The 20,615-nt window shown below is 39.6% G+C and carries 21 protein-coding genes; 8 read left to right on the forward strand and 13 right to left on the reverse strand.

Going from position 1 to position 20,615, the window contains the following annotated elements:
• Window positions 1–229 precede the first annotated feature (229 nt).
• The 5 genes from ACIQXN_RS02685 to ACIQXN_RS02705 form a co-directional block, all read right to left on the reverse strand.
• The gene (locus ACIQXN_RS02685; RefSeq protein WP_402961476.1) at window positions 230–409 is read right to left on the reverse strand and encodes a DUF4083 domain-containing protein; all 180 of its coding nucleotides are present in this window, start codon (window positions 407–409) and stop codon (window positions 230–232) included.
• Between the two features lie 17 nt (window positions 410–426).
• Window positions 427–633 (reverse strand): GNAT family protein, encoded by a 207-nt coding sequence (locus ACIQXN_RS02690; protein WP_402961478.1) that lies wholly within the window; start codon window positions 631–633, stop codon window positions 427–429.
• A 299-nt stretch (window positions 634–932) separates the two neighbouring features.
• Window positions 933–1,088, reverse strand: a complete 156-nt coding sequence (locus tag ACIQXN_RS02695; RefSeq protein WP_402961480.1) for a hypothetical protein — start codon at window positions 1,086–1,088, stop codon at window positions 933–935.
• 163 nt (window positions 1,089–1,251) lie between these two features.
• Window positions 1,252–2,223, reverse strand: coding sequence for a C39 family peptidase (locus ACIQXN_RS02700; protein WP_402961482.1), 972 nt, complete (start codon window positions 2,221–2,223; stop codon window positions 1,252–1,254).
• Between the two features lie 206 nt (window positions 2,224–2,429).
• Entirely contained in the window at window positions 2,430–2,996 is a 567-nt protein-coding gene (locus ACIQXN_RS02705) for a YiiX/YebB-like N1pC/P60 family cysteine hydrolase (RefSeq protein WP_402961484.1), read from the reverse strand.
• Window positions 2,997–3,408: 412 nt separating this feature from the next.
• On the opposite strand from ACIQXN_RS02705, the gene ACIQXN_RS02710 reads away from it, so the two are divergent.
• The gene (locus ACIQXN_RS02710; protein ID WP_402961486.1) at window positions 3,409–4,335 is read left to right on the forward strand and encodes a ketopantoate reductase family protein; all 927 of its coding nucleotides are present in this window, start codon (window positions 3,409–3,411) and stop codon (window positions 4,333–4,335) included.
• Window positions 4,336–4,881: 546 nt separating this feature from the next.
• Here ACIQXN_RS02710 and ACIQXN_RS02715 read toward each other — a convergent pair.
• A complete protein-coding gene (locus tag ACIQXN_RS02715; RefSeq protein WP_483878333.1) occupies window positions 4,882–5,160 on the reverse strand; it encodes a WCX domain-containing protein in 279 nt (92 codons plus the stop codon).
• Between the two features lie 92 nt (window positions 5,161–5,252).
• Here ACIQXN_RS02715 and ACIQXN_RS02720 point away from each other — a divergent pair, with 92 nt between their 5' ends.
• Window positions 5,253–5,417, forward strand: a complete 165-nt coding sequence (locus ACIQXN_RS02720; protein ID WP_402961488.1) for a VOC family protein — start codon at window positions 5,253–5,255, stop codon at window positions 5,415–5,417.
• A 530-nt stretch (window positions 5,418–5,947) separates the two neighbouring features.
• On the opposite strand, the gene ACIQXN_RS02725 is transcribed toward ACIQXN_RS02720, so the two are convergent.
• The 3 genes from ACIQXN_RS02725 to ACIQXN_RS02735 form a co-directional block, all read right to left on the reverse strand.
• On the reverse strand, window positions 5,948–6,592 hold the full coding sequence (locus tag ACIQXN_RS02725) for a hypothetical protein (RefSeq protein ID WP_402961490.1): 645 nt from the start codon (window positions 6,590–6,592) through the stop codon (window positions 5,948–5,950).
• Between the two features lie 298 nt (window positions 6,593–6,890).
• On the reverse strand, window positions 6,891–7,334 hold the full coding sequence (locus ACIQXN_RS02730) for a GNAT family N-acetyltransferase (protein ID WP_402961492.1): 444 nt from the start codon (window positions 7,332–7,334) through the stop codon (window positions 6,891–6,893).
• Window positions 7,335–7,958: 624 nt separating this feature from the next.
• Window positions 7,959–8,615, reverse strand: a complete 657-nt coding sequence (locus tag ACIQXN_RS02735) for a class I SAM-dependent methyltransferase (protein WP_402961494.1) — start codon at window positions 8,613–8,615, stop codon at window positions 7,959–7,961.
• A gap of 193 nt (window positions 8,616–8,808) precedes the next feature.
• Between ACIQXN_RS02735 and ACIQXN_RS02740 the strand changes: the two genes are divergently transcribed.
• Genes ACIQXN_RS02740 through ACIQXN_RS02750 form a run of 3 tightly spaced genes read left to right on the forward strand, consistent with a single transcriptional unit; the run spans window position 8,809 to window position 11,022 of the window.
• Window positions 8,809–9,339, forward strand: a complete 531-nt coding sequence (locus tag ACIQXN_RS02740; RefSeq protein ID WP_402961496.1) for a sigma-70 family RNA polymerase sigma factor — start codon at window positions 8,809–8,811, stop codon at window positions 9,337–9,339.
• On the forward strand, window positions 9,329–9,748 hold the full coding sequence (locus tag ACIQXN_RS02745; protein WP_402961498.1) for a PadR family transcriptional regulator: 420 nt from the start codon (window positions 9,329–9,331) through the stop codon (window positions 9,746–9,748). The genes ACIQXN_RS02740 and ACIQXN_RS02745 overlap by 11 nt, the downstream gene beginning before the upstream one ends.
• A complete protein-coding gene (locus ACIQXN_RS02750) occupies window positions 9,745–11,022 on the forward strand; it encodes an FtsW/RodA/SpoVE family cell cycle protein (protein WP_402961500.1) in 1,278 nt (425 codons plus the stop codon). Before ACIQXN_RS02745 ends, ACIQXN_RS02750 begins: the two co-directional genes overlap by 4 nt.
• A 197-nt stretch (window positions 11,023–11,219) precedes the next feature.
• Here the strand turns inward: ACIQXN_RS02750 and ACIQXN_RS02755 are convergent, their stop codons facing one another.
• Window positions 11,220–11,489: a CPCC family cysteine-rich protein gene (locus ACIQXN_RS02755; protein WP_402961736.1), complete on the reverse strand. Its 270-nt coding sequence runs from the start codon at window positions 11,487–11,489 to the stop codon at window positions 11,220–11,222.
• A gap of 552 nt (window positions 11,490–12,041) precedes the next feature.
• Between ACIQXN_RS02755 and ACIQXN_RS02760 the strand changes: the two genes are divergently transcribed.
• Window positions 12,042–12,821 (forward strand): TerC family protein, encoded by a 780-nt coding sequence (locus tag ACIQXN_RS02760; protein ID WP_402961502.1) that lies wholly within the window; start codon window positions 12,042–12,044, stop codon window positions 12,819–12,821.
• Between the two features lie 138 nt (window positions 12,822–12,959).
• Here ACIQXN_RS02760 and gucD read toward each other — a convergent pair whose 3' ends face one another.
• The 3 genes from gucD to ACIQXN_RS02775 form a co-directional block, all read right to left on the reverse strand.
• Entirely contained in the window at window positions 12,960–14,426 is a 1,467-nt protein-coding gene (gucD, locus tag ACIQXN_RS02765) for an alpha-ketoglutaric semialdehyde dehydrogenase GucD (protein WP_402961504.1), read from the reverse strand.
• 95 nt (window positions 14,427–14,521) lie between these two features.
• The gene (locus tag ACIQXN_RS02770) at window positions 14,522–15,415 is read right to left on the reverse strand and encodes a fumarylacetoacetate hydrolase family protein (RefSeq protein WP_402961506.1); all 894 of its coding nucleotides are present in this window, start codon (window positions 15,413–15,415) and stop codon (window positions 14,522–14,524) included.
• A 71-nt stretch (window positions 15,416–15,486) separates the two neighbouring features.
• The gene (locus ACIQXN_RS02775) at window positions 15,487–16,254 is read right to left on the reverse strand and encodes an IclR family transcriptional regulator (protein WP_402961508.1); all 768 of its coding nucleotides are present in this window, start codon (window positions 16,252–16,254) and stop codon (window positions 15,487–15,489) included.
• Window positions 16,255–16,709: 455 nt separating this feature from the next.
• On the opposite strand from ACIQXN_RS02775, the gene ACIQXN_RS02780 reads away from it, so the two are divergent.
• A complete protein-coding gene (locus ACIQXN_RS02780) occupies window positions 16,710–18,698 on the forward strand; it encodes a YjhG/YagF family D-xylonate dehydratase (RefSeq protein WP_402961510.1) in 1,989 nt (662 codons plus the stop codon).
• Window positions 18,699–18,894: 196 nt separating this feature from the next.
• A complete protein-coding gene (locus ACIQXN_RS02785) occupies window positions 18,895–20,337 on the forward strand; it encodes a GntP family permease (protein ID WP_402961512.1) in 1,443 nt (480 codons plus the stop codon).
• Window positions 20,338–20,615: the final 278 nt, after the last annotated feature.

The following is a 20,615-nucleotide window of genomic DNA, read 5'->3' on the forward strand; positions in this document are numbered from 1 at the left end:
CGTTTCTCCCTCTCCCTAATACCACGATACCTTACTTTTCATTTGATATATATGGTTTCTCAGTCCGATTGTTGTCCATATGCCTGCACAAAAATATATTGTACAAATGATGTGCACCTTGGTTTTTGAATCAGTGTACCACACCTCGTCCCTGTTTCATTTAAAAAAGCGGGAATATCCACCTCAGTGAACATTCCCGCTTTTTTTCACTCTTGTATCTTCAAAAAACTCAATCTCTTCTATCCTTTTCAAGCAGCTCAATGATTTTATCAAGTTTTTGTTCTACGGAGTTAGTATTACGAGATCTTGTTACGAGAGCCTGGACAAAAAAATAAATGGCAAAGATCAAGCCAAACAATAAGATGAAACTGACCAGTTGAAATATCATGTCCCCTATATTAAAACCCAAAGAATCCACCTAACCTTTTATAATATTTTTGCCATATAATATTCATTATAAGATTTCCCGTGTATGACAAGGGAGTTTCTCTTCGTGCCCTCGATCTCAAAGCCAACCTTCTTATATAGTGCTACCCCTGCCTCCATCAGCATAAAGTCAGATGAAGCTTCTACCTCTTTTACAATATGGGTAAATTCCTTGGCATCATCCACCCTTATTTCTCTTACTTTCACGCTAATCCCCCTTCGATATTTCCACCTAATTTTAACATTATTTCCACACATATGGTTTGCGGTGTTGTAATGAGCACAAAAAAACTGCCAACTATGTTGACAGCCCTTGCATTTAAAAAACCGCTTTATAAATTTCTTTCATCATAAAAATAATTATGTACACCGAGCCAATGATACAAAAAATGGACCAAACGATATTGATTAAATATTTTATAATGCTTTTTTCTTCCAAACTTTTCAACTCATTTTCTATGTATTTTGCATGCTGAAATAGGTTCCTAAGGATTCCACAAATAGGTTTAGAATAACCAACGTAAAGTGACAACTATTCCTATAATTCCGGTTATAAAGTTAAATAGCTTTGGCGCGAAGTCATCCAATGCCTTTGAGACGCGTTTTAGCTTTTTATTGAAGATTTGTATCTTTTCTGTCGCTTTTTCTAAATAATACAGCATCATTTAACCTCCTTCCATTGAAATAATTATACTAAAATAATAAGAATGTATATAAAACAATGTTATTTTCTTTCACAAATACGAATGGATGCCCACACATAGAGAAATAAAAAAGCGACAACATCACCTCAGTGAATATTGCCGCTTCTATCTATCTATCTATTTATTTCTTATCGACTACAATATAAGGTTGCAATTGGAATGGTTTTGGTGCGATGTTGCGGTCATTCCATTGTCCAAACCAACGCTCTAATGGATAGAAGTAATAGCCATCTTGCGAATGATCTGATGTATCGTAAGGATCAGCGAAGATTAGCGTATCATCGCCAATGCCTGGTGTACCGTTATTGTCATAGCCAATAATCGATTGCCAGTGGCCATCCCAGTCTCCCCATTCAACCATGATTGGACGATCGTTTTTCAGATGGTTCGTTAGCCATTTCACGAAGTAGCTATCTTTCGCATCTTTTACAAATGCATCTGTCGTATCGCTATTTTCCGAAGCATATAAGCTGTTCCATGTGAACGTTGCTGGCAGGTTGCCTACGTTATTCTCCGTCACTTCTTTACTCGCTTGAATTAAATCTTTGTCCTTGTAATCTTCGCGATAGCTTGATTCAACCACCTCGAAGCCTTTCAAGTTCGTGAAGAAATCATAGATTTGAGCAACATTCGTGCCGTATTCCGGGAAGTTATTCGCGGTTCCTGGTAATGCATCCTTCACATCTAAGTCCGTCATTGACTTCATTTGCTTCGCAATATCCATCTCCGATAATTCATCGTACCCGAAATGATTCGCAACCATCAAAGCTGTGGCAGGTCCACAAGACCATTCCGTCGTTTGTTGCATCGTTTGATAGTTTTCGATCAGGGTTAACTGGTCATCCGACTTCATATTGAAGAAGTCAGGTGCTTTATAGTAACGTGAATCGGCATGATCTCCCTTAGAGGCATAGGCATCCGCACCGCCGTTTTCATCGTAATCTTTTCCTTTAATCGTTGCCGCTTCATTCGTTTCAGCTGACACTTTCTTATCCGTCTTGATAACTTCCGCTTCTTTTTTAGTTGTCTCTTCAGCGCACGCAGATAATAATAGCATGGATGATGCTAAAGCTGCCGTAAGAATTCTTTTCATTAATCCCCATCCTTTTACTGTTTTTTTCACACAAGAATTGATTATAGTAGATGGGGGTGTAGCCGTCAAGAAGTTTTATAGATAACAAACTTCTCGGAAAATGAAAGGGTCATTAAACCTTGAGATATCAAGAAAATTCATTATTATTTCTATTAGTCTTTCTCCTTTTTCTAACAAAAAAAAAGAGAGGTTCCCCCCCCTCTTTTTTAATATTTATCATCTACAATTTTAAATTTGTTATGTTCTACCGATGGTTTATAAAGGTAGTCGTTTGGTTTGATGATGTCTGGTACCCTCCACCCTTTAATAGATGCAACAGGTACTTTAAATGTAACTCCAGCTTTGTAGTAGGAATACCATACTAATTCACTGCAATATGTGTTCGGGTCGATATCTTTAGGATTTTCAGTTACCTTATATTTAATTTTCTTATTATCTTTAAAATACTTCACAGCCATATCTGCCGCTTTTTCTGCTTTCTTAGAATCATTATATCTGACTACTTTGACTCTTTTCTTATATCGATTTGTCCAATCTTTTAATGACATAACAAAAGGATAAGGCTCCTTTTTCCAACCGGAAGTATGTAAAACTTTATTATCGCCGATGTAAATGGCAGAATGACCAAGTACTCCTTTAGATGAGGTAGTATCGGTTATCAGGATATCTCCTTTCTTATACTTAAAAGCGGCTTCAGTTTCACTAGCACTTAAAGGGTAAAACAAGCTAATGACTAGGACAAAGGACAACAAAAACTTAACAGTTCTTTTCACTTAGGCACCTCCCAATAATTTATTAATTATGGAATATTATCTCAATTTTATCTATTATTTTCATGGGTAATTTGTCGTAAATCCTGTCATTTAAATGTAATATTACAGGAGACATCTCACACTAGTAGACTTAAAAACATGGTATATCCAGTACAAATTCACTAGATTTGGTGAACTTCCCCCGTTTGTTTTCTAAGAAGAATTACACAGCTCTCGGTGATTTAGTACCGTCCTTCATAAGACCATGTATCCCGTGAATGAATCATTCCACACATGGGAAAGTGTCACGATGTTGAAAGAAATAAGGCAGTCAGCCCCTTTTGGAGGCGCTACCTTATTTACCTAACTGGAAAATACAGTAATCAAATTATGATACAATTTTAATGAAACGTGTAGAGGAGGTAGAGGAGAATTGACCATCAAAAAAGTTTCTATTATTGGGCTAGGTGCATTGGGGATTTTGTTTGGACATCATTTATCTAAGAAGATGAGACCAGAAGATTTAAGAATGATAGCTGATCAAGATCGTATATTGCGATATGAAAACGAAAAGCTCTATAGTAATGGGGAACTGTGCAAGTTTCATTATGTAACACCTGAAGAAGACTGTGGCCCAGCTGATTTGTTGATTGTTTCAGTTAAATTTAACGGGTTAGAAGACGCCATTCAATCGGTAAAGAAACACGTCGGAGAACGTACAATCATTATTTCCCTACTGAATGGTATAACAAGTGAAGACATTATTGGGGAAACGTATGGAATGGATAAAGTACTGTATTGCGTGGCACAAGGTATGGACGCAGTAAAGGTAGGCAATGAACTTACCTATGATCATATGGGTATGCTCTGCATTGGTTCAAAAGAGCCTGGTTTCGTTTCACCACAAGCAAAAAGAGTGGCGGAATTTTTCGAACAAATGGATGTACCTTTTGAGTTGGATACGGATATGTATAGAAGACAATGGGGAAAATTCATGCTGAATGTAGGGGTGAATCAAACGGTTGCTATCCACAAAAGTAATTATGGAGAAATTCAAAGAGAAGGAAAACCCAGAGAAATGATGATTGCAGCCATGAGAGAGGTTCTTGCTTTATCAGAAAAAGAAGGCGTTCATTTAACGGAAGAAAATCTGGATTATTGGCTGAAAGTCTTAGCGACATTAAGTCCAAAAGGGAAACCTTCAATGGCTCAAGATATAGAAGCCCAACGATTCAGTGAAGTCGAATTATTTGCCGGAACGGTTATTGAACTAGGAAAAAAGCATCAAATACCTACCCCTATCAATCAAGAACTGTACGACAAGATTAAATGGATTGAAAGACAATATTCTGTTCAGTGATGGTGAAGTTGTATAGTCGAATAAAGAATGAGAGAGGTTCTTGATATTCCTACGTATTCTGCACATTTTAAAAGTGTTGCACAGCTATATTAGAATAGGGCAGTGATACCTCTTGGGACGTGCTGCCTTATTCTAATAGCTAATCGGTTATTACTTATCAAATAAAACTCAGAAGTACAACGATTACACTCAAACCCTTCCTTAAAACGGGCCTCTCATAACTGATTAGACGACTACCAACAGCGGATGCCGCTTCGAAATAGCATTTCATCCATCGATACACTCGTTCATTTTTTGTATGCAATTGTTTGTCGGTGCTAATACAGAATGTATTGTCTTGGCTGGATATTGTCTTTGATGATACAAACGTGGCTCTGAAGTTGCAGAAGTATTATATTGTAGTTGATGGTATCCAGAAGAAATTATTAGATAGTGAAGTGTGCAAAGTCTTTCCCGAAGAAATAAAATAATCCAACTATTCAATAATTGATAATAGAGATGAAAATTGCGTTGAAAACGTTAAAACATACACTCCCTTGATGCAGCTTATTTGTAGAGTTCCACCGCCCCCTCCAAGAATTTCACATATTTCATGATAAAAACTTTCGGCTCCAAAATCTTAACCTTATTACCAAATCCGGCTAAAAATTGAAAGGCATATTGATTCTCAGGCAATTCAATTGTTGCGAGGTACCGTCTTGCAGTTTCCTTTATAACGGCATTTTTTCCGTACCTTTCGATAAATTGATCTCTTATAGAAACGTCTATCGATAGCTGTACATTAACCAAATTTTTTTGTTCATCGTGTTGTTTTACTTGTTTCAATTCTGGATCAGTCCTGGGAACAAAGGAACCGTCTTTTTGGAATCACCACAGGGAATACCGTCATAATCAGTATTATTGATGCGGAGCCAGAAATGAATAAGCAAATTTTTGAAGGGCTTTCTGAAGGTGGTACAGTGCTCATGCCGTTATACTCTACCCCATGGTCAGCAAGTTTTGGAATGTTAGTCGATAAGTTTGGTGTTATGTGGAAATTCAACAGTGAGGCAAGAAAATTCCTGGATAGCTTCGAAGATTGATTTTGCATGAGTAGTGTCTCAGTCTCTACCGTCCTTTTGACAGAACTAAAGTATCATTGAGAGATGTCAGGTCTGTTCAATATGGATGTTTTATAACAAGGACCTTATTGCTAGAGCCATGAAATTTTATATCAAAGAAGACCATAAAAGCCGATTCTTTCTTAACGTAGGAATAATCGGCTTTCTTTTTATCGTATTTGGCTTTAGAAACGGCTCGCCATCTTTATAAAAAATTTAGACTATCTGTAGAAAAACGTTTGACTGCTGATTTTATATGGACACCGTTAATTAGGAGCCGTTGTGATTAGTTTTTAAGTGAAGAAATGTTGAAAAAGATGGACGGTCAAAATGGTTGTTAACAGGCATGCAAAGGTAGTGAATACGATTATTTTTCTATGGTCGTGCTTTTCTTCAGGTTTAATGAATTCATACGTGAGAATAATACATACCGCCATAGTTATAAGAGCAAGAATCCCTATGGACAAACCAATCACCTCCGAAAAGACCATTTTTAATGTATAGATAGAAACCTACAACATTCCCCCAAATAAATTGGACTGAGCGGTAACGAAGCAAAGAAGCAATCCTATGGTAATCACTTTGATTATTTGTTTTGGAGACTGATATAAAACAAAAATCGTGGCTATCCAGAGTAACAATTCCAAAATATTTATAATATAAAAATACCAAAATCCAAATGCAAAAGCCTGTCTTGAAATAAACATAAAGATTATAGATGAAATAGAAATAGCAATTATGCCTTTTCCTTTTACATACCAGCATACAAAAGCAATAAATGGTGAAATAACAGTCATGACAATCCAAATCATCATATATGATTTAGGAAAAAAACCAGCTATCATAACGGTATATAGGTAATAGCTACCTACCATGCCTACAAAAAACAAAAAAACATTTATTGCAGACCTAATTGCTGATTTACTATACACAGATATTAGCACCGCAATGAAAATCCAAACTCCCATACGAGAAAAGAAGTTTCTTAAATCCAACACCTCAAGAAAATGCGGTAATAAATTACTAGCGGTTTCATCAAGTACCTTGGAAAGTACGCCTAAAATAACCCCTGCGATAACTATTAAAGATGAATATAAAAATTTTCTTGATAGCGAAATATTTATTGGTCTTCGAATTTCATTCAAAAAGTCTTTCATTAATTCCCCCCAAATAAATAATCTTTATTTCACACTTTCTACTAATGTACATTTCCCCCCCTGGTTTTTTGTTTTATTTTCTGGACACCAAACATTGATATGTGTAATTATATCTTACAATAAAAGAACATTCCTATTGTGACTTCTTGTTGAACTAAACTACCCCTTTACTTCCATAAGAATTCAACACAAAAAGGCATTAATCCTTCTTAGATCAATGCCTCTGTTTGTTGAAGCGTCATCTTTTTCATTTTCTTCTTTAATTTAACTCCAAACCTAGTAGATCATGATGAGTGTGTTAGCTTTGTAATATCATATCGACGTGAGGGATATTATCTTCTAAATATGTTTCGGATATAGGTTGAAAACCAAAGGAATTATAGAATTTTCTTAAATGATCTTGAGCTTGAATTTTAACCTTTGTTTCTTTTAATTCGTTTTGGATAAAATCTAGTCCTTTCTTCAAAAGTTCCCCTGCAATTCCTTGTCCTCTGTATTCTTTCTTTACTAAGACTCTTCCAATAGAAGCTTCTTGATAAGAAACACCAGCGGGTACAATTCTTAAATAGGCAACAATTTCTCCATTCTCTTCTTTAAAAAGATGATAGGATAAAGGATCTTTGCCATCAACTTCAAGATAGGGACAATTTTGTTCCACCACAAAAACCAAAGTTCTTTCTTTTAAAAGCGTATATAGTTCTAAATTTGTTAACTCATCAAATTTTTTGAGATTCCAATTCATAGTTTTCCACCTCTTATTTTTACTATCCATTTAAATCCATATGTTAAAAGTAATGGAACCCCGGCGTGGTTGCAACAAAAATCCTAGTTCTCCATAAAAAATAGATTGAATCTACGTGATGCTTATCTAATTCATCACATCTGATCCCATTTCCTTCTTTACCAAATTCCCCATTAGCTCCATAAAGAAAAAGAGCTACGAATGCAACTCCCTTTTTGAAGTAACGCCCCCGTTAACAGTACTAGTATTAGGTACTGGTGGCGTATCTGTTTTTGCGCTTCAAATGGCCTCCGCATTAGGTGCACGCGTTATTGTTACAACTCTGTTCAGTAATGGTGAATTTTTATAGTGGAATTAAGAATGAGAAAGGTACTTGATATTCCTACTTACTCTGCACATTTTGAAAATGTTGCGCAGCATATATTAGAATAGGGTAGTCAGCCCTCTTGGGGAGTGCTGTCTTATTCTAATAGCTAATTGGTTATTACTTATCAAATACAAATAATACGAATACCCAATAGAGTAGTTTTTCACTTGAATGTATGCTTATGCTTAATTAGCATACAGTCAAAGAGCCGCCAATTGGCAGCACTTTTCTTTCCATAGAGTCCTATTCGATCAAACTTACCAGGATGGAGTCCCTGTCATTTTAGATGATGGCTGTTCTTTTGGTCTCTTTTCGATTACTAAAATACTATCGTAATAACTAATCGACCAGACGGATGTAGTGAACTCGTTGACTGAAAACTGAGGTTCCCTCGAATACCATGCATTTAGATCATCAATCATTTTTTTGGAGTATTCAATGAAGTTATTCGGGACGCCATGCCCCCCTCCGTACTCCTCCCAGTAACTCGTATGCAAATCTTCTATAAGATAAACGCCATGGGGAGAAAGTTCAGGATACATCTCCTCGAACGTAACCTTTTGCTGACTCATGTGATGACCGCCGTCATCAATGATTATGTCGAACTTCGGAAGGGAAGGCTTGATCGTTTTCCAAAAGTCCCGATTTCCTTGGTCGCCGATGATGATCTTAATTTGATCCCCCTCAAATGACTTGCAGGCCGGTTCAACATCGATCCCATAGATCGTAGCTTTGTCTCCAAAATAATCCTTCCACATCTGAAGCGACCCGCCATGGGAAACGCCAATCTCCAGTATATTGATTTCTTTCCCGATAAACCGCTCGAAATGACGTTCATAAATATCGAAATAGTGCATCCATTTATGAATTAAGCGTCCATTATTCGATTCAAAAATATCTTGTAATTTACCCAAGTTACCCTTCCTTTCCTAGATGATTTTATATACTATGTGCAAGACATAAAAATGATTATCCATGGGACTGAATACGGCAGCCCGCTTCCCCGACTTGAAAAATGAAGTAAACTTATTGAAAAAGAAAACCTTCTTCTAGGCTCGGTCGTCTATATCTCTAGGAAAGGAAGTGCGAGCTGTTTTGGAGGAGTTTGTGTTGAAGTGTACTCAAATGAATGACGTTGACGCCTTATTTGATGAAATGATGACCCTTTATGGTCAGGATATCCTGCAGTTGGTCTATTCCTATGTAAAAGATGCTGTTGTCGCAGAGGACTTGACACAGGAAATTTTCATCAAATCTTATAAAGCGTTGCCTACATATAACCAACAAGCTAGTATACGGACCTGGCTTTGGAAAATCGCCAGTAATCACTGTAAGGATTATCAGAAAAGCTGGTACTTCCGAAACGTTTCGACTGCGGATAAGGAACATGAATGGACTTCTACCGACAATGTGGAAGACGTGGTCATTCAGCAGGATGAAGATAGGAAGCTTGCTGATGCAGTGATGGCCCTGTCCATTCAGTACCGAGAGCTGATATATCTTCATTATTTTCAGGAGATGAAGCTTAAGGAAATCTCCGAAATTACCGGGGTCAAGCTGGGAACGGTGAAGACCCGTATGCGCCAGGCAAAAAAACGATTAAAAACCTATTGGGAGGAATGCACCGATGGAAGATAAATTAACACGCTTGAAGTCGGCGATGAATAAGCATACATTTCCTGAATTGAAGTTCACCGAAAGTCATAAAAGGTCCATTCATGCATCTATTAAAAAGCAGGATGCGAGCAAGGATGACATCATGATGGCCATCTTTAGATCATTGGATACGGAGAAAAGTGGTTACCAAATTAATGAAGCACTCTACCAAAAAGGGATTCAGAATTTCGAAGGAAACGAAGGCTCCTTATATGCCACCTTGCATGAGCTCGAGAAGGAAGGCTGGCTCCAGACTGTTTGGGAAACGGACGAAAGGAAACTCTATTCTTTGGATGAACGTGGGAAAAAGTGGCTAAAGAAAAAGGAAGTGAAAAGTCGTTCTGCCTCTGCTCATTGGAGGACGGCCTTTGAAGGAGGAAGAATCGATTGAGAAGCACCCAATTCTTAGAACAGGTTTCATCGTATATTCGATCAAAAGAAGCCAAGAAATATATCGAAGCAGAATTAAAGAACCATTTGCATCTATCTAAACAACAATGGACCAAAAAAGGATACCATGAGGATGAAGCGGAGGAAATGGCGGTCAGGAATATGGGTAACCCCTCTGAAATCGGCCCGAAGTTGGACAAGCTGCACAGACCAAAGATTGATTGGAAGCTCTTGAGCATGTTTCTGTTCATGTCCGCTATGGGGCTATTTTTACTATCCTTCTTATTTAAGGATGGTCATACCTTTTCCGTGCAGAAGCATGTATTATCTGTCACAGGAAGTGTCATTTTCGCCTGCCTCCTCCTGTTTTTTGATTATCGTAAATTACAAAGATGGGGTTGGGTCATCTTTACGATAGGATGCCTGATTCTGGTTCAGTTTCAATATTCCCATATATATGTGTACGGGCGTCCTCAAATGAATATTATGGGGTTAATGTCGGTCGATTCTCTGATAGCTCTGCCCATCTTTCTGCTTGCCTGGGCCGGAATGCTGCAATCCAAGAAGATGAATGTGTATTTGGCCACCTTTTTATACATTTGTTCTGTCTTTTTGTTTATGAATACCGTCAACGTGCAAGCAGTGGGGCTGTATACATTGATGGTTGCTGTAATGGTCTGGCGAAGCGGCCTAAGTAAAAAGAAACTCCTGATCACGGCCGGGGTTCTGTTTACTACATGTGTTTCACTTCTACTAATCTCAATATCCTTGAATGATATAAAGACCTATCAATTTGAAAGGATACTAGCCTTCGTTACGCCTGAGAAATTTAGTAGGACTTCAGGATATACCTATCTGAAGTTAGAAAGGCTCATAGCGGATGCCGGATGGTTTGGTCATTTGGGTTCGCTCGGGTCGTTTGATTTTTCTAATGATATGATGACGGATTTTATCTTTGTTACGATTACCTATACATTTGGTTGGGCTGGGTCTCTGCTCATTGGTCTGCTGTTTTTATGGATGATTTGGCGAATTTCCCATATATTCAAAACGGTGAAAGACCCTTTTGGAAAAATCCTGATTTCTGGCTGTTTTGCCATATTCACTGCACAAGTATCCATCAGCATCGGAATGTCTCTTGGCTTATTACCGATCATAAACCTATCCCTTCCATTTATGAGCTATGGTGCATTATCTGCCATGATCAACGCCTTCCTGTTCGGTTTAATTTTAAGTGTGTATCACAAAAAAAATCTCATACGGATAAAGGCATGAAGTTTTGGAACCTTAATCAACGATTATAGTAGCCTCAATGAAAAGAAACCCATTTTGAAGATTGATTCCAATGGGTTTCTTTTTATGTAATTAAGTGAAGTAAAGCCCCAGCTCGTATTAATTTCGCTATTGAATAATTCACAATTAATAATTGATTAAGATATCCCTTTAAACATATAAGCAATAGCAATCTAAAACTATAAGCTAAACGGTTTCCAATTAGAATCTTTTGTATCTTTGTCATTTGGCTTTCTTACAAACTCACTAAAGCGTTTCTCGGATACCCCAAATTCAGTGAAGTTTTTTTGTGCTTGTCTTAATGAAACTTCATTAGCCCCACCTTCGTAATCAGGTTTTCGAAATTGAAGGCCGTCATCTTCCCAAAAGCATATTTTACAAATTTCATATGTATCGGTTGGTTCTTCATCCAATGTTTTATACCCACAACAAGGACAAGTATACTTTATGCAATCCACCTCAACCAAAGGTCCCATCATAAGCAATAGATAACCGGGGCTATCCATCCAGTTATAAAAAAGTTCATCATGGTGATAATCACCATCCCAACAAGAAAAATCCACGATATATTGGACCTCACCATTCATCTCAAAAGGATAAGTGGCTTCTTCCACCGGCACAGTTATGATTTCCTCGGGAGGGAAGTAGCTTATTTCAACCTTCATGTCATTCACCTCTCTCCAAAGGTTTTAATCGTTCATATTAATATATATAAAAAGGAGTCCTACACATGCCAATCCCCTTGGCGAATGATAGAGACCTAGCACTAAAATATTCGTTCACACAAATACAATTTTCGGATTATTATACTTAAACAATGGGTGCTTTAGTTCAATAACCCGAGACAGCAAAAAAAGAGCAGTCTCTTTTTCATACGAATTTCAACCAAACCGATGTTTATTAAAAGTCCTATTCAAAAGGATTAACTGTATACCAATGGGAAATTCTAATGTTAAGAAAACTTTCACATGACATTTCAGTTTAAGAAAGGAGTGAAAGGGATGGATTCAATATGGCTCGAGTATGCTTGGACATTGTTGATTCTAATCGGGTTAGAAGGGTTATTATCTGCTGACAATGCCCTTGTAATAGCAGTAATGGCCAAACATTTACCCGAAGAACAGAAAAAAAGTGCTATTAATTACGGAATTATTATAGCTTTCGTTTTCAGATTTGGTGCACTTTTTGCCATTTCTTTCATTGCAAATGTCTGGCAGGTACAAGCAATAGGAGCCCTTTATCTTCTGTACTTAGGTTTAAAGCATGTCATCAAGGCACGGTTTGGAAAAGAAAATGAGAAAATTCATAAGGACGATGAAAAGGCTACTGCTGGTAAAGGGTTCTGGCCAACAGTAGGGAAGATCGCATTAGCCGACCTTGCTTTTGCAATTGATTCAATTTTAGCTGCAGTTGCTCTTGCCCTTGGTCTTCCAGATTCACCACTTAACAATTTTGGTGGTATGGATGGAGGACAATTTATAGTTGTTGTTCTCGGTGGTATTGCTGGCCTTGTTTTAATTAAGTATGCAGCCACTTGGTTTGTGAAACTTCTTGAAAAACGTCCGGCATTGGAAACCACAGCATATGCCATTGTTGCTTGGGTCGGTGTCAAACTTGCGATGATTACCCTTGCCCATGAGGATGTCGGTATCATAGATCATGATTTCCCCCACAGCACCACTTGGACTCTAATCTTCTATGGAGTATTGGTCAGTATCGCTCTCATTGGTTGGTTTGCATCGGGTAATAAAACAGAAAAAAGTGGGAATAATCAACTCTGATAAAATCAAAATTAAAGAGGCAGAAACGTTGTTAAATAAACCTTTCTGCCTCTCACTATTTGTGGACTATGCATACTCCTCCATAAACTCGACTCTTGCATGAAGGATTGGCTTTTTTACGAAGTTCACTTCATTCTTTTATGCCTTTACAAATACGGTTTTAATAGACGTATAAAACTCTTTTGCCGCTTCCCCTTGCTCACGGGAATGGGAGCTGGATTGCTTCATTCCCCCGAACGGAGCTTGCAGTTCAACTCCGGCAGATTCAGCGTTTATGCGTACGAGTCCAGCATCCATCTCATTAATGAAGGAAAGCATGTGACCGATATTTTTAGTGAAAATAGAAGCACTAAGTCCAAACTTCACATCGTTTGCAATGTCGACGGCTTCTTCTAACGTATCCACTTTGATCAGGGCAAGCACGGGTCCGAAGATTTCCTCTTGGGCGATGGTCATGCTGTTACTAACGTTATCAAAGACAGTGGGTTCCATAAAGAATCCATCGGCTAATTCCCCATCCTCTATACGTTTACCGCCATGGATCAATGTTGCGCCTTCTTCGATTCCTTTCTCCACATACGAAAGGACGGTATTAAGCTGATTTTCACTGGCACATGGCCCCATCCATACATCGTCCTTCATGCCGTTGCCAACTGTTATTTCCTTTATCTTTTCAATCAGTTTATGTTTAAACTCCTCATACACTTCACTTTGCACGATAACCCGGCTTGTAGCTGTACATTTCTGCCCCGTAGATCGGAGGCCTCCGCTAATCGTTGCTTCTACGGCCTGGTCCAAATCGGCGTCATTCGCCACGATAACAGGGTTCTTCCCACCCATTTCTAACTGGTATTTGGCACCACGCTTGAGAGCCCCTAATCCAATCGTTTTACCGACCGAGTCAGATCCCGTGAATGTAATGGCTTGAATATCCGGATGATCGGTAATCGCCTGACCAATGACAGAACCCGGTCCTGTTACCATATTAATCGTACCCATCGGAAGCCCGGCCTCGTCAAAACACTCCATGACTTTGGCTGCGGTTACCGTAGCTTCTTGTGCTGGTTTCAAAATCACGGCATTTCCATAGATGAGTGCCGGCGCTATTTTCCAGATAGGGATAGCCACAGGGAAATTCCAAGGTGTGATGACCCCTACGACGCCAAGTGGAACACGAGTGGTGAACATCAGGGCTTCGGAATCCGATGGAGGGATTACATCTCCTACTTTTCTCATTCCCTCTCCTGCATAATAACGAAGGATTGCCACGCCTCTAGCTGTTTCCCCTTTCGCTTCAGGAAACGTTTTTCCCATTTCACGCGTCATCGTTTCAGCGATCTCATCCATACGTCGCTCGATTGCATTCGCGACCTTATACAGATACTCTCCACGGGCAGCACCGGATAGTTTCCTCCAGTACACTTGTGCCTCTTTCGCAGCAAGGACCGCATCATCCAAATCTTCTTTCCCAGACTGTTGTACATAGCCGACGACTTCATGACGATTGGCCGGATTGATACTCGTGTCGACCTTTTGGATAGAAGCAGATACCCATTTGCCATTGATATAGTTTAAATACGTTTTTTCATCAGTTTTTATGTTCATCTTACATACCCCCATATTCTTGTAATGGTTTAATCGTGAAATCAATTGCATGAATAGTTAGATTATTATGGTTGCACCGGTGTTCTCTGTTTCACTCAAACTAGAATGTTATTCGGTAACTTTACACTGTTTTTCAAGATACCAATGCCAGAGATTTCAATTTCAATCTGATCGCCATCCAATAAGGTAAAATCATTTTCCGGAATGATGCACGTGCCCGTCAACAATACTGTACCGTCAAAAATTTCATTGTCACGAGTGAGGAACGATACTAATTCATGATACTTTCTTTTTAACTGGTTGGTATTCGCTTTTCCCTCGACTTTAAGCTCGTCATTTCGGTAGATCCTACATGTGATGTCAAAGTCATAAGGATCCTCCACGGACTCGGCAAGGAGGATGGCTGGTCCAATGGAACACGAATTCTTCCATATTTTCGCTTGTGGTAGATAAAGAGGATTCTCCCCTTCTATATCACGACAGCTCATATCATTCCCTATCGTATATCCAAGGATGTCACCTTCCCGATTGATAACAAGGCCAAGTTCAGGCTCGGGTATTTGCCAATTGGAATCATTGCGTAAATAGACTTCCTGCCCAGGTCCAACTGTACGAGCAGCCGTTGACTTAAAGAAAATTTCTGGACGTTCTGCTTCATAGATCTTGTCATAGAAAGTGGTGGCATCAAGCTTTCCAGCTGTCGCTTCATAGTTACGGGCATCGAGACTACGTTCATATGTAACGCCAGATGCCCATACTTCTTCCGCCACAATGGGAACGAGTAACGATAAATCTTCTAAAGAGTTTTGAATGGGCATGGATTTAGAAAGGAAATTCTCTACGAAAGAGAGCGGGGACACGTTTTGTTCGTTTGCTTGTTGAATTAATTCAATCAACCCGTCTTGAGGAAGGGGGTATATTTCCCCCTCATTAGTAACAGCTGCTAGCGTTGCTTTTGAATGTTCATTGATATATCGGATAATACGCATTAAATAGCCTCCTTTTGTTTTATAATATAAAACACAGTTTCTATATATAGACAATAGAGAAGGGAACCACTCTATGAAATTGGTATCCCATTCCCCATTTGTTCTGATAATTCATAAGTTGCCTGTTTCAGTTGTTCAATGAAAACTTCCAGCTGGGCGTCATTTATACGACCGACCAGTGTCGAAAGGCTAATCGCTGCAATCACTTTGTTCTCATGATTTCGAATCGGTGCTGCAATACAGCGAACTCCAGGCTCGTTTTCCTGATTGTCAATCGCATACCCTTGAGATCGAACCTCATGTAGCTCACGCATGAATTCAGATTCATTTGCAATGGTGAACTCCGTTTGCTTTAAATAACTATATTCATGGAGAATCTTTTTTATTTCTTCCGGATCTTTAAATGCGATTAACGCTTTACCAACCGCGGAGCAGTGAAGTGGAATTCGTTTTCCTATTTTTGAATAAAGAATCACAGCCATAGGGCCTTCCACTTTATCAATATAGACTCCTTCTTTGCCGTCCAATATAACCAAGTGGGTCGTCTGTCCGGTTTTTGCCGATAAATCCATTAAGTATTTTTTGGATAAATCCCTGACGTCCAAAGACTGGATGACATAGTTCCCTCTTTCAAAAAGCTTCATTCCCAAACCATATTTCCCATTCTCGGGATTTTGACTGATATAGCCATGGTTTAAAAGCGTTTTCAATAAAGAATGAATCGTACTCTTGTGAAGTCCCATTTGATTGCTGATATCTGTTATCTTCAATTCTGTTGTATGTTCATCGAACAGATCGAGAATGCGAAGAGCTCGATCCACTGATTGAATAACAGGCATGAATGTCACCTACTTGTTTTAAATTATGAAACTCGATTTTATAATGACGAAATTTTCCTACAATTCAATATAATACTAGTTTTTTTAAAAAGTCAAGACTCATTACCAAATACAGAAAAATCTATAATGGGAGATAACTGAATAACAATAAACCTATCTCGGTTCACCCTCCCCTGTTTACCTCCATTTAGAAAACTAATTAGTATCATGGTAAAATGTCTTCTGAATAACATGATTTCTCATCAATCATTACTATTATAAAATTGATTGACTTTCATGTAAATATATGGTTATTTTAGATTACAACTTAAGTTCTTTATATATGAACGTTGTTTTATATTATAAAACAAAGGGGGTTTTCAGAGAACTTCATAGATTCATATAGGTCTTGGTTCTCAGATGACTGAATATTTTGTTTTTATAGAAAGTGAAAATCTTATTACGGAGGTAAATATATGTCATTTCAATCGATATTTGGCGAAGAGGATGTCTCTCTTTACAAAATTCAAACACATGCAAAAGGGGCAGATGGTTCACTCCCGCTTACCCCAGACATGTTGTTGGAATCACCCAGTGGTGACCTTTTTGGATTATCTCAAAATGTTGGAATGGGATGGTCAGCTTCAAACCTCCTTGGAAAACAAGTCCTCATCCTCGGTACACAAGGGGGCATTAGGGATCATGATGGTTCGCCCATTGCATTAGGCTATCATACCGGTCATTGGGAAATCGGTTTATTAATGAAGGCCTCAGCCGAAGAGATCAGTAAACAAGGAGGCGTTCCCTTTGCAGGATTCGTAAGCGATCCATGTGATGGCCGTACGCAAGGAACGACTGGCATGTTCGATTCCCTACCGTATCGAAACGACGCAGCCATCGTTTACCGGAGATTAATACGATCATTGCCAACGGGCCGGGCAGTTATTGGGGTCGCTACATGTGACAAAGGCCTTCCAGCCATGATGGTCGCTTTAGCATCCATGCACGATTTGCCGACTGTAATCGTTCCTGGAGGGGTGACGCTACCACCAACCAATGGAGAAGACGCAGGAAAGATTCAAACCATCGGGGCACGATATGCCAATAACGAAATCACGTTACAAGAAGCTGCCGATCTCGGATGTCGTGCGTGCGCTACACCAGGGGGCGGTTGCCAATTCCTTGGTACAGCTGGTACCTCCCAAGTCGTGGCAGAAGCCCTTGGAATGGCATTACCTCACTCGGCACTAGCTCCTTCAGGCCAACCAGTATGGGTAGAGATGGCTAAGCAATCAGCACGTGCAGCTTTAGTGATGGAGAAGAAAAAGATATCCACCAAGGATATTCTAACGGATAAAGCGATTGAAAATGCGATGGTGATTCACGCAGCCTTCGGAGGTTCAACGAACTTATTACTTCATATCCCAGCCATTGCCTATGCAGCTAAATGCAAGTTACCAACTGTTGAAGACTGGACTAGGATCAATAAGAAAGTCCCCCGCTTAGTCGACGTACTGCCAAATGGTCCGACTGGCCATACAACCGTCAAGGTATTCCTGGCAGGTGGCGTCCCGGAAGTGATGCTTCATTTAAGAAGATTAGGTGTCTTGCATGAAGATGTACTGACCGTCACAGGCGAAACTCTTGGTGCCAATCTCGACTGGTGGGAACAATCGGAGAGACGTACACTGATGAAAAAACAATTGATGGAAAATGACGGAATCAATCCTGATGATATTATCATGGACCCAGTCACAGCAAAAGAAAAAGGTCTAACTTCCACCGTTACATTCCCGAAAGGAAATATTGCTCCTGAAGGATCCGTCATTAAGTCGACTTCCATTGATTCATCTGTAGTGGGAGAAGATGGCGTATATCGCCACACCGGAATAGCTAAAGTGTTCACATCAGAAAAATCAGCAATTAAAGCGATCAAAACGGGAGGCATCCAAGCAGGGGATATCATGGTCGTCATGGGCGGTGGTCCATCGGGAACCGGCATGGAGGAAACCTATCAACTAACCTCGGCATTAAAACATCTGTCTTACGGAAAACATGTCTCCTTACTTACAGATGCACGTTTTTCGGGAGTTTCTACTGGGGCATGCATTGGACATATTGGACCAGAGGCCTTGGCTGGCGGAGCCATTGGAAAATTGCGTGACGGAGATATCATTGAAATCATTGTCGATCGGGTTCAATTGGCCGGTTCGGTCAATTTCGTTGGAACGGAGAATAAACGACTTCCTTTAGAAGAAGCAACGGCAGTCTTAGAAGGACGTGATTCTCATCCGGACCTTAGACCGGATCCTAAACTTCCAGATGATACTCGTTTATGGGCTGCCCTTCAAGCAGTAAGTGGAGGAACTTGGCGCGGGAACATCTATGATACCGATCGAATCATTGAAGTTCTACAAGCCGGAGTTAAAGCATTAGGTGAAGAAAAACCGCTCGTTCAAAATTAATAACTCTCCCAATCAGGAGATGTGTTATGTGTGCAGACTGAATTTTCATAGGTTAGAATGAAAGCGTTTTCTATCCTTTTGAACAACTACATGTCATGACTAGTAAACAAGACAGCATAAGCCATCCTAGAGTCACTGCCTATAGAAGTAAGTAGAGCAAACGGAAATAATTCAATTATTTTATGGGGGGTTTATTATGCCATTACTTATCGTAGCGTTTGGGATTATCTTGTTGCTCATTCTGATTACTGGTTTCAAGTTAAATACATTTGTTTCATTGATCGTTGTCTCTTTCGTTGTCTCTTTAGCACTAGGGACGCCTTTAAAAGATATCGTTACAACCATTGAAGGCGGATTAGGCGGTACACTTGGTCACATCGCTTTAATCTTTGGGCTTGGAGCCATGCTCGGTAGGCTAATTGCTGATGCAGGAGGAGCCCAGCGGATTGCCATGACCTTAATTAACAAATTTGGCGAAGATAAAATTCAGTGGGCTGTTGTGGTTGCCTCTTTTATCGTCGGGATTGCCCTATTCTTTGAAGTAGGATTGGTGTTATTGATTCCGATTGTATTCACCATGGCCAAAGAACTAAAAGTTTCGATTCTACACCTAGGTATTCCCATGGCTGCAGCCTTATTGGCGACACATAGTTTCTTACCCCCGCATCCAGGGCCGACCGTCATAGCTGGTGAATATGGTGCAGATATTGGATTGGTTTTACTTTACGGAATCATTGTTGCCATACCGACCGTCATCCTTGCCGGTCCCCTATACACGAAGTTCGCTAAAAAAATTGTTCCGGATGCATTCAAGAAAACGGGTAATATCGCTTCTTTAGGCGAACAAAAAACATTCAAGCTGGAAGAAACGCCTGGTTTCGGAATAAGTGTTTTGACTGCCATGTTCCCTGTTTTATTAATGGCCATCGCTACCATCCTTGATATGGTTCAAAAATCAGTAGGATTTGAAGATAATACATTAATAGAAATCGTTCGTCTGGTAGGAAACGCTTCGACTGCCATGTTATTATCTTTATTCCTTGCCTTCTATACAATGGGAATCGCAAGAAAGACTCCAATCAAAGATGTAATGGCTTCCTGTACTTCATCCATTGCAGCAATCGGGATGATGCTATTGATCATTGGAGGCGGCGGTGCCTTCAAGCAAGTACTCATTACTGGGGGAGTAGGAGATTACGTAGCAGAACTATTTAAAGGCAGTGCCATGTCACCGATCATCCTTGCCTGGTTAGTTGCCGCAATATTACGGGTTTCCTTAGGATCAGCCACAGTTGCCGCTATCTCCACCGCAGGATTAGTCATCCCCATCTTGGCGCAATACGATGTGAATCTAGCCTTGGTAACGCTTGCAACTGGAGCCGGCAGTGCCATTTGCTCCCATGTGAATGACGCAGGCTTTTGGATGATTAAAGAATATTTCGGACTAAGCATGAAAGAAACATTCTCCACATGGACCGTACTATCCACGATCGCTTCCGTATCAGGATTAGGATTCATTTTATTATTAAACTCATCCGTGATTATCGCAGGAATCATCATCGTTCTCATTATAATCGGAGCCGTCTATTTCAGTATGACGGACCGAACTAAAGACAAACGAAACACGGTCGGAATCTAAAGGAAAGAAGTGGATCCCCTATTAATGCGTAGGGGGTCCACTTCTTTGTTGTAAAAAAATGTAAATATATATTAAAATAAAAGTCTAGGAAAATATAAACCAAGGCAGGAGGTGCTTATAATGGAGAAAAGCGACCAAACAATTTCAAACGTAACATGGGGCATAGTTGGTGCAGCGATTGGTTCAACGATCGGGGCGATTTTAGGAATAATAGCTTACAATCATCAATGGCTAGGCTGAGATGCTAGTGAGCCCTAAAATCATCCATGTACAATGAA

It is taken from the genome of Peribacillus sp. NPDC097295, from assembly GCF_044761665.1.
Taxonomy (GTDB): Bacteria; Bacillota; Bacilli; order Bacillales; family DSM-1321; genus Peribacillus.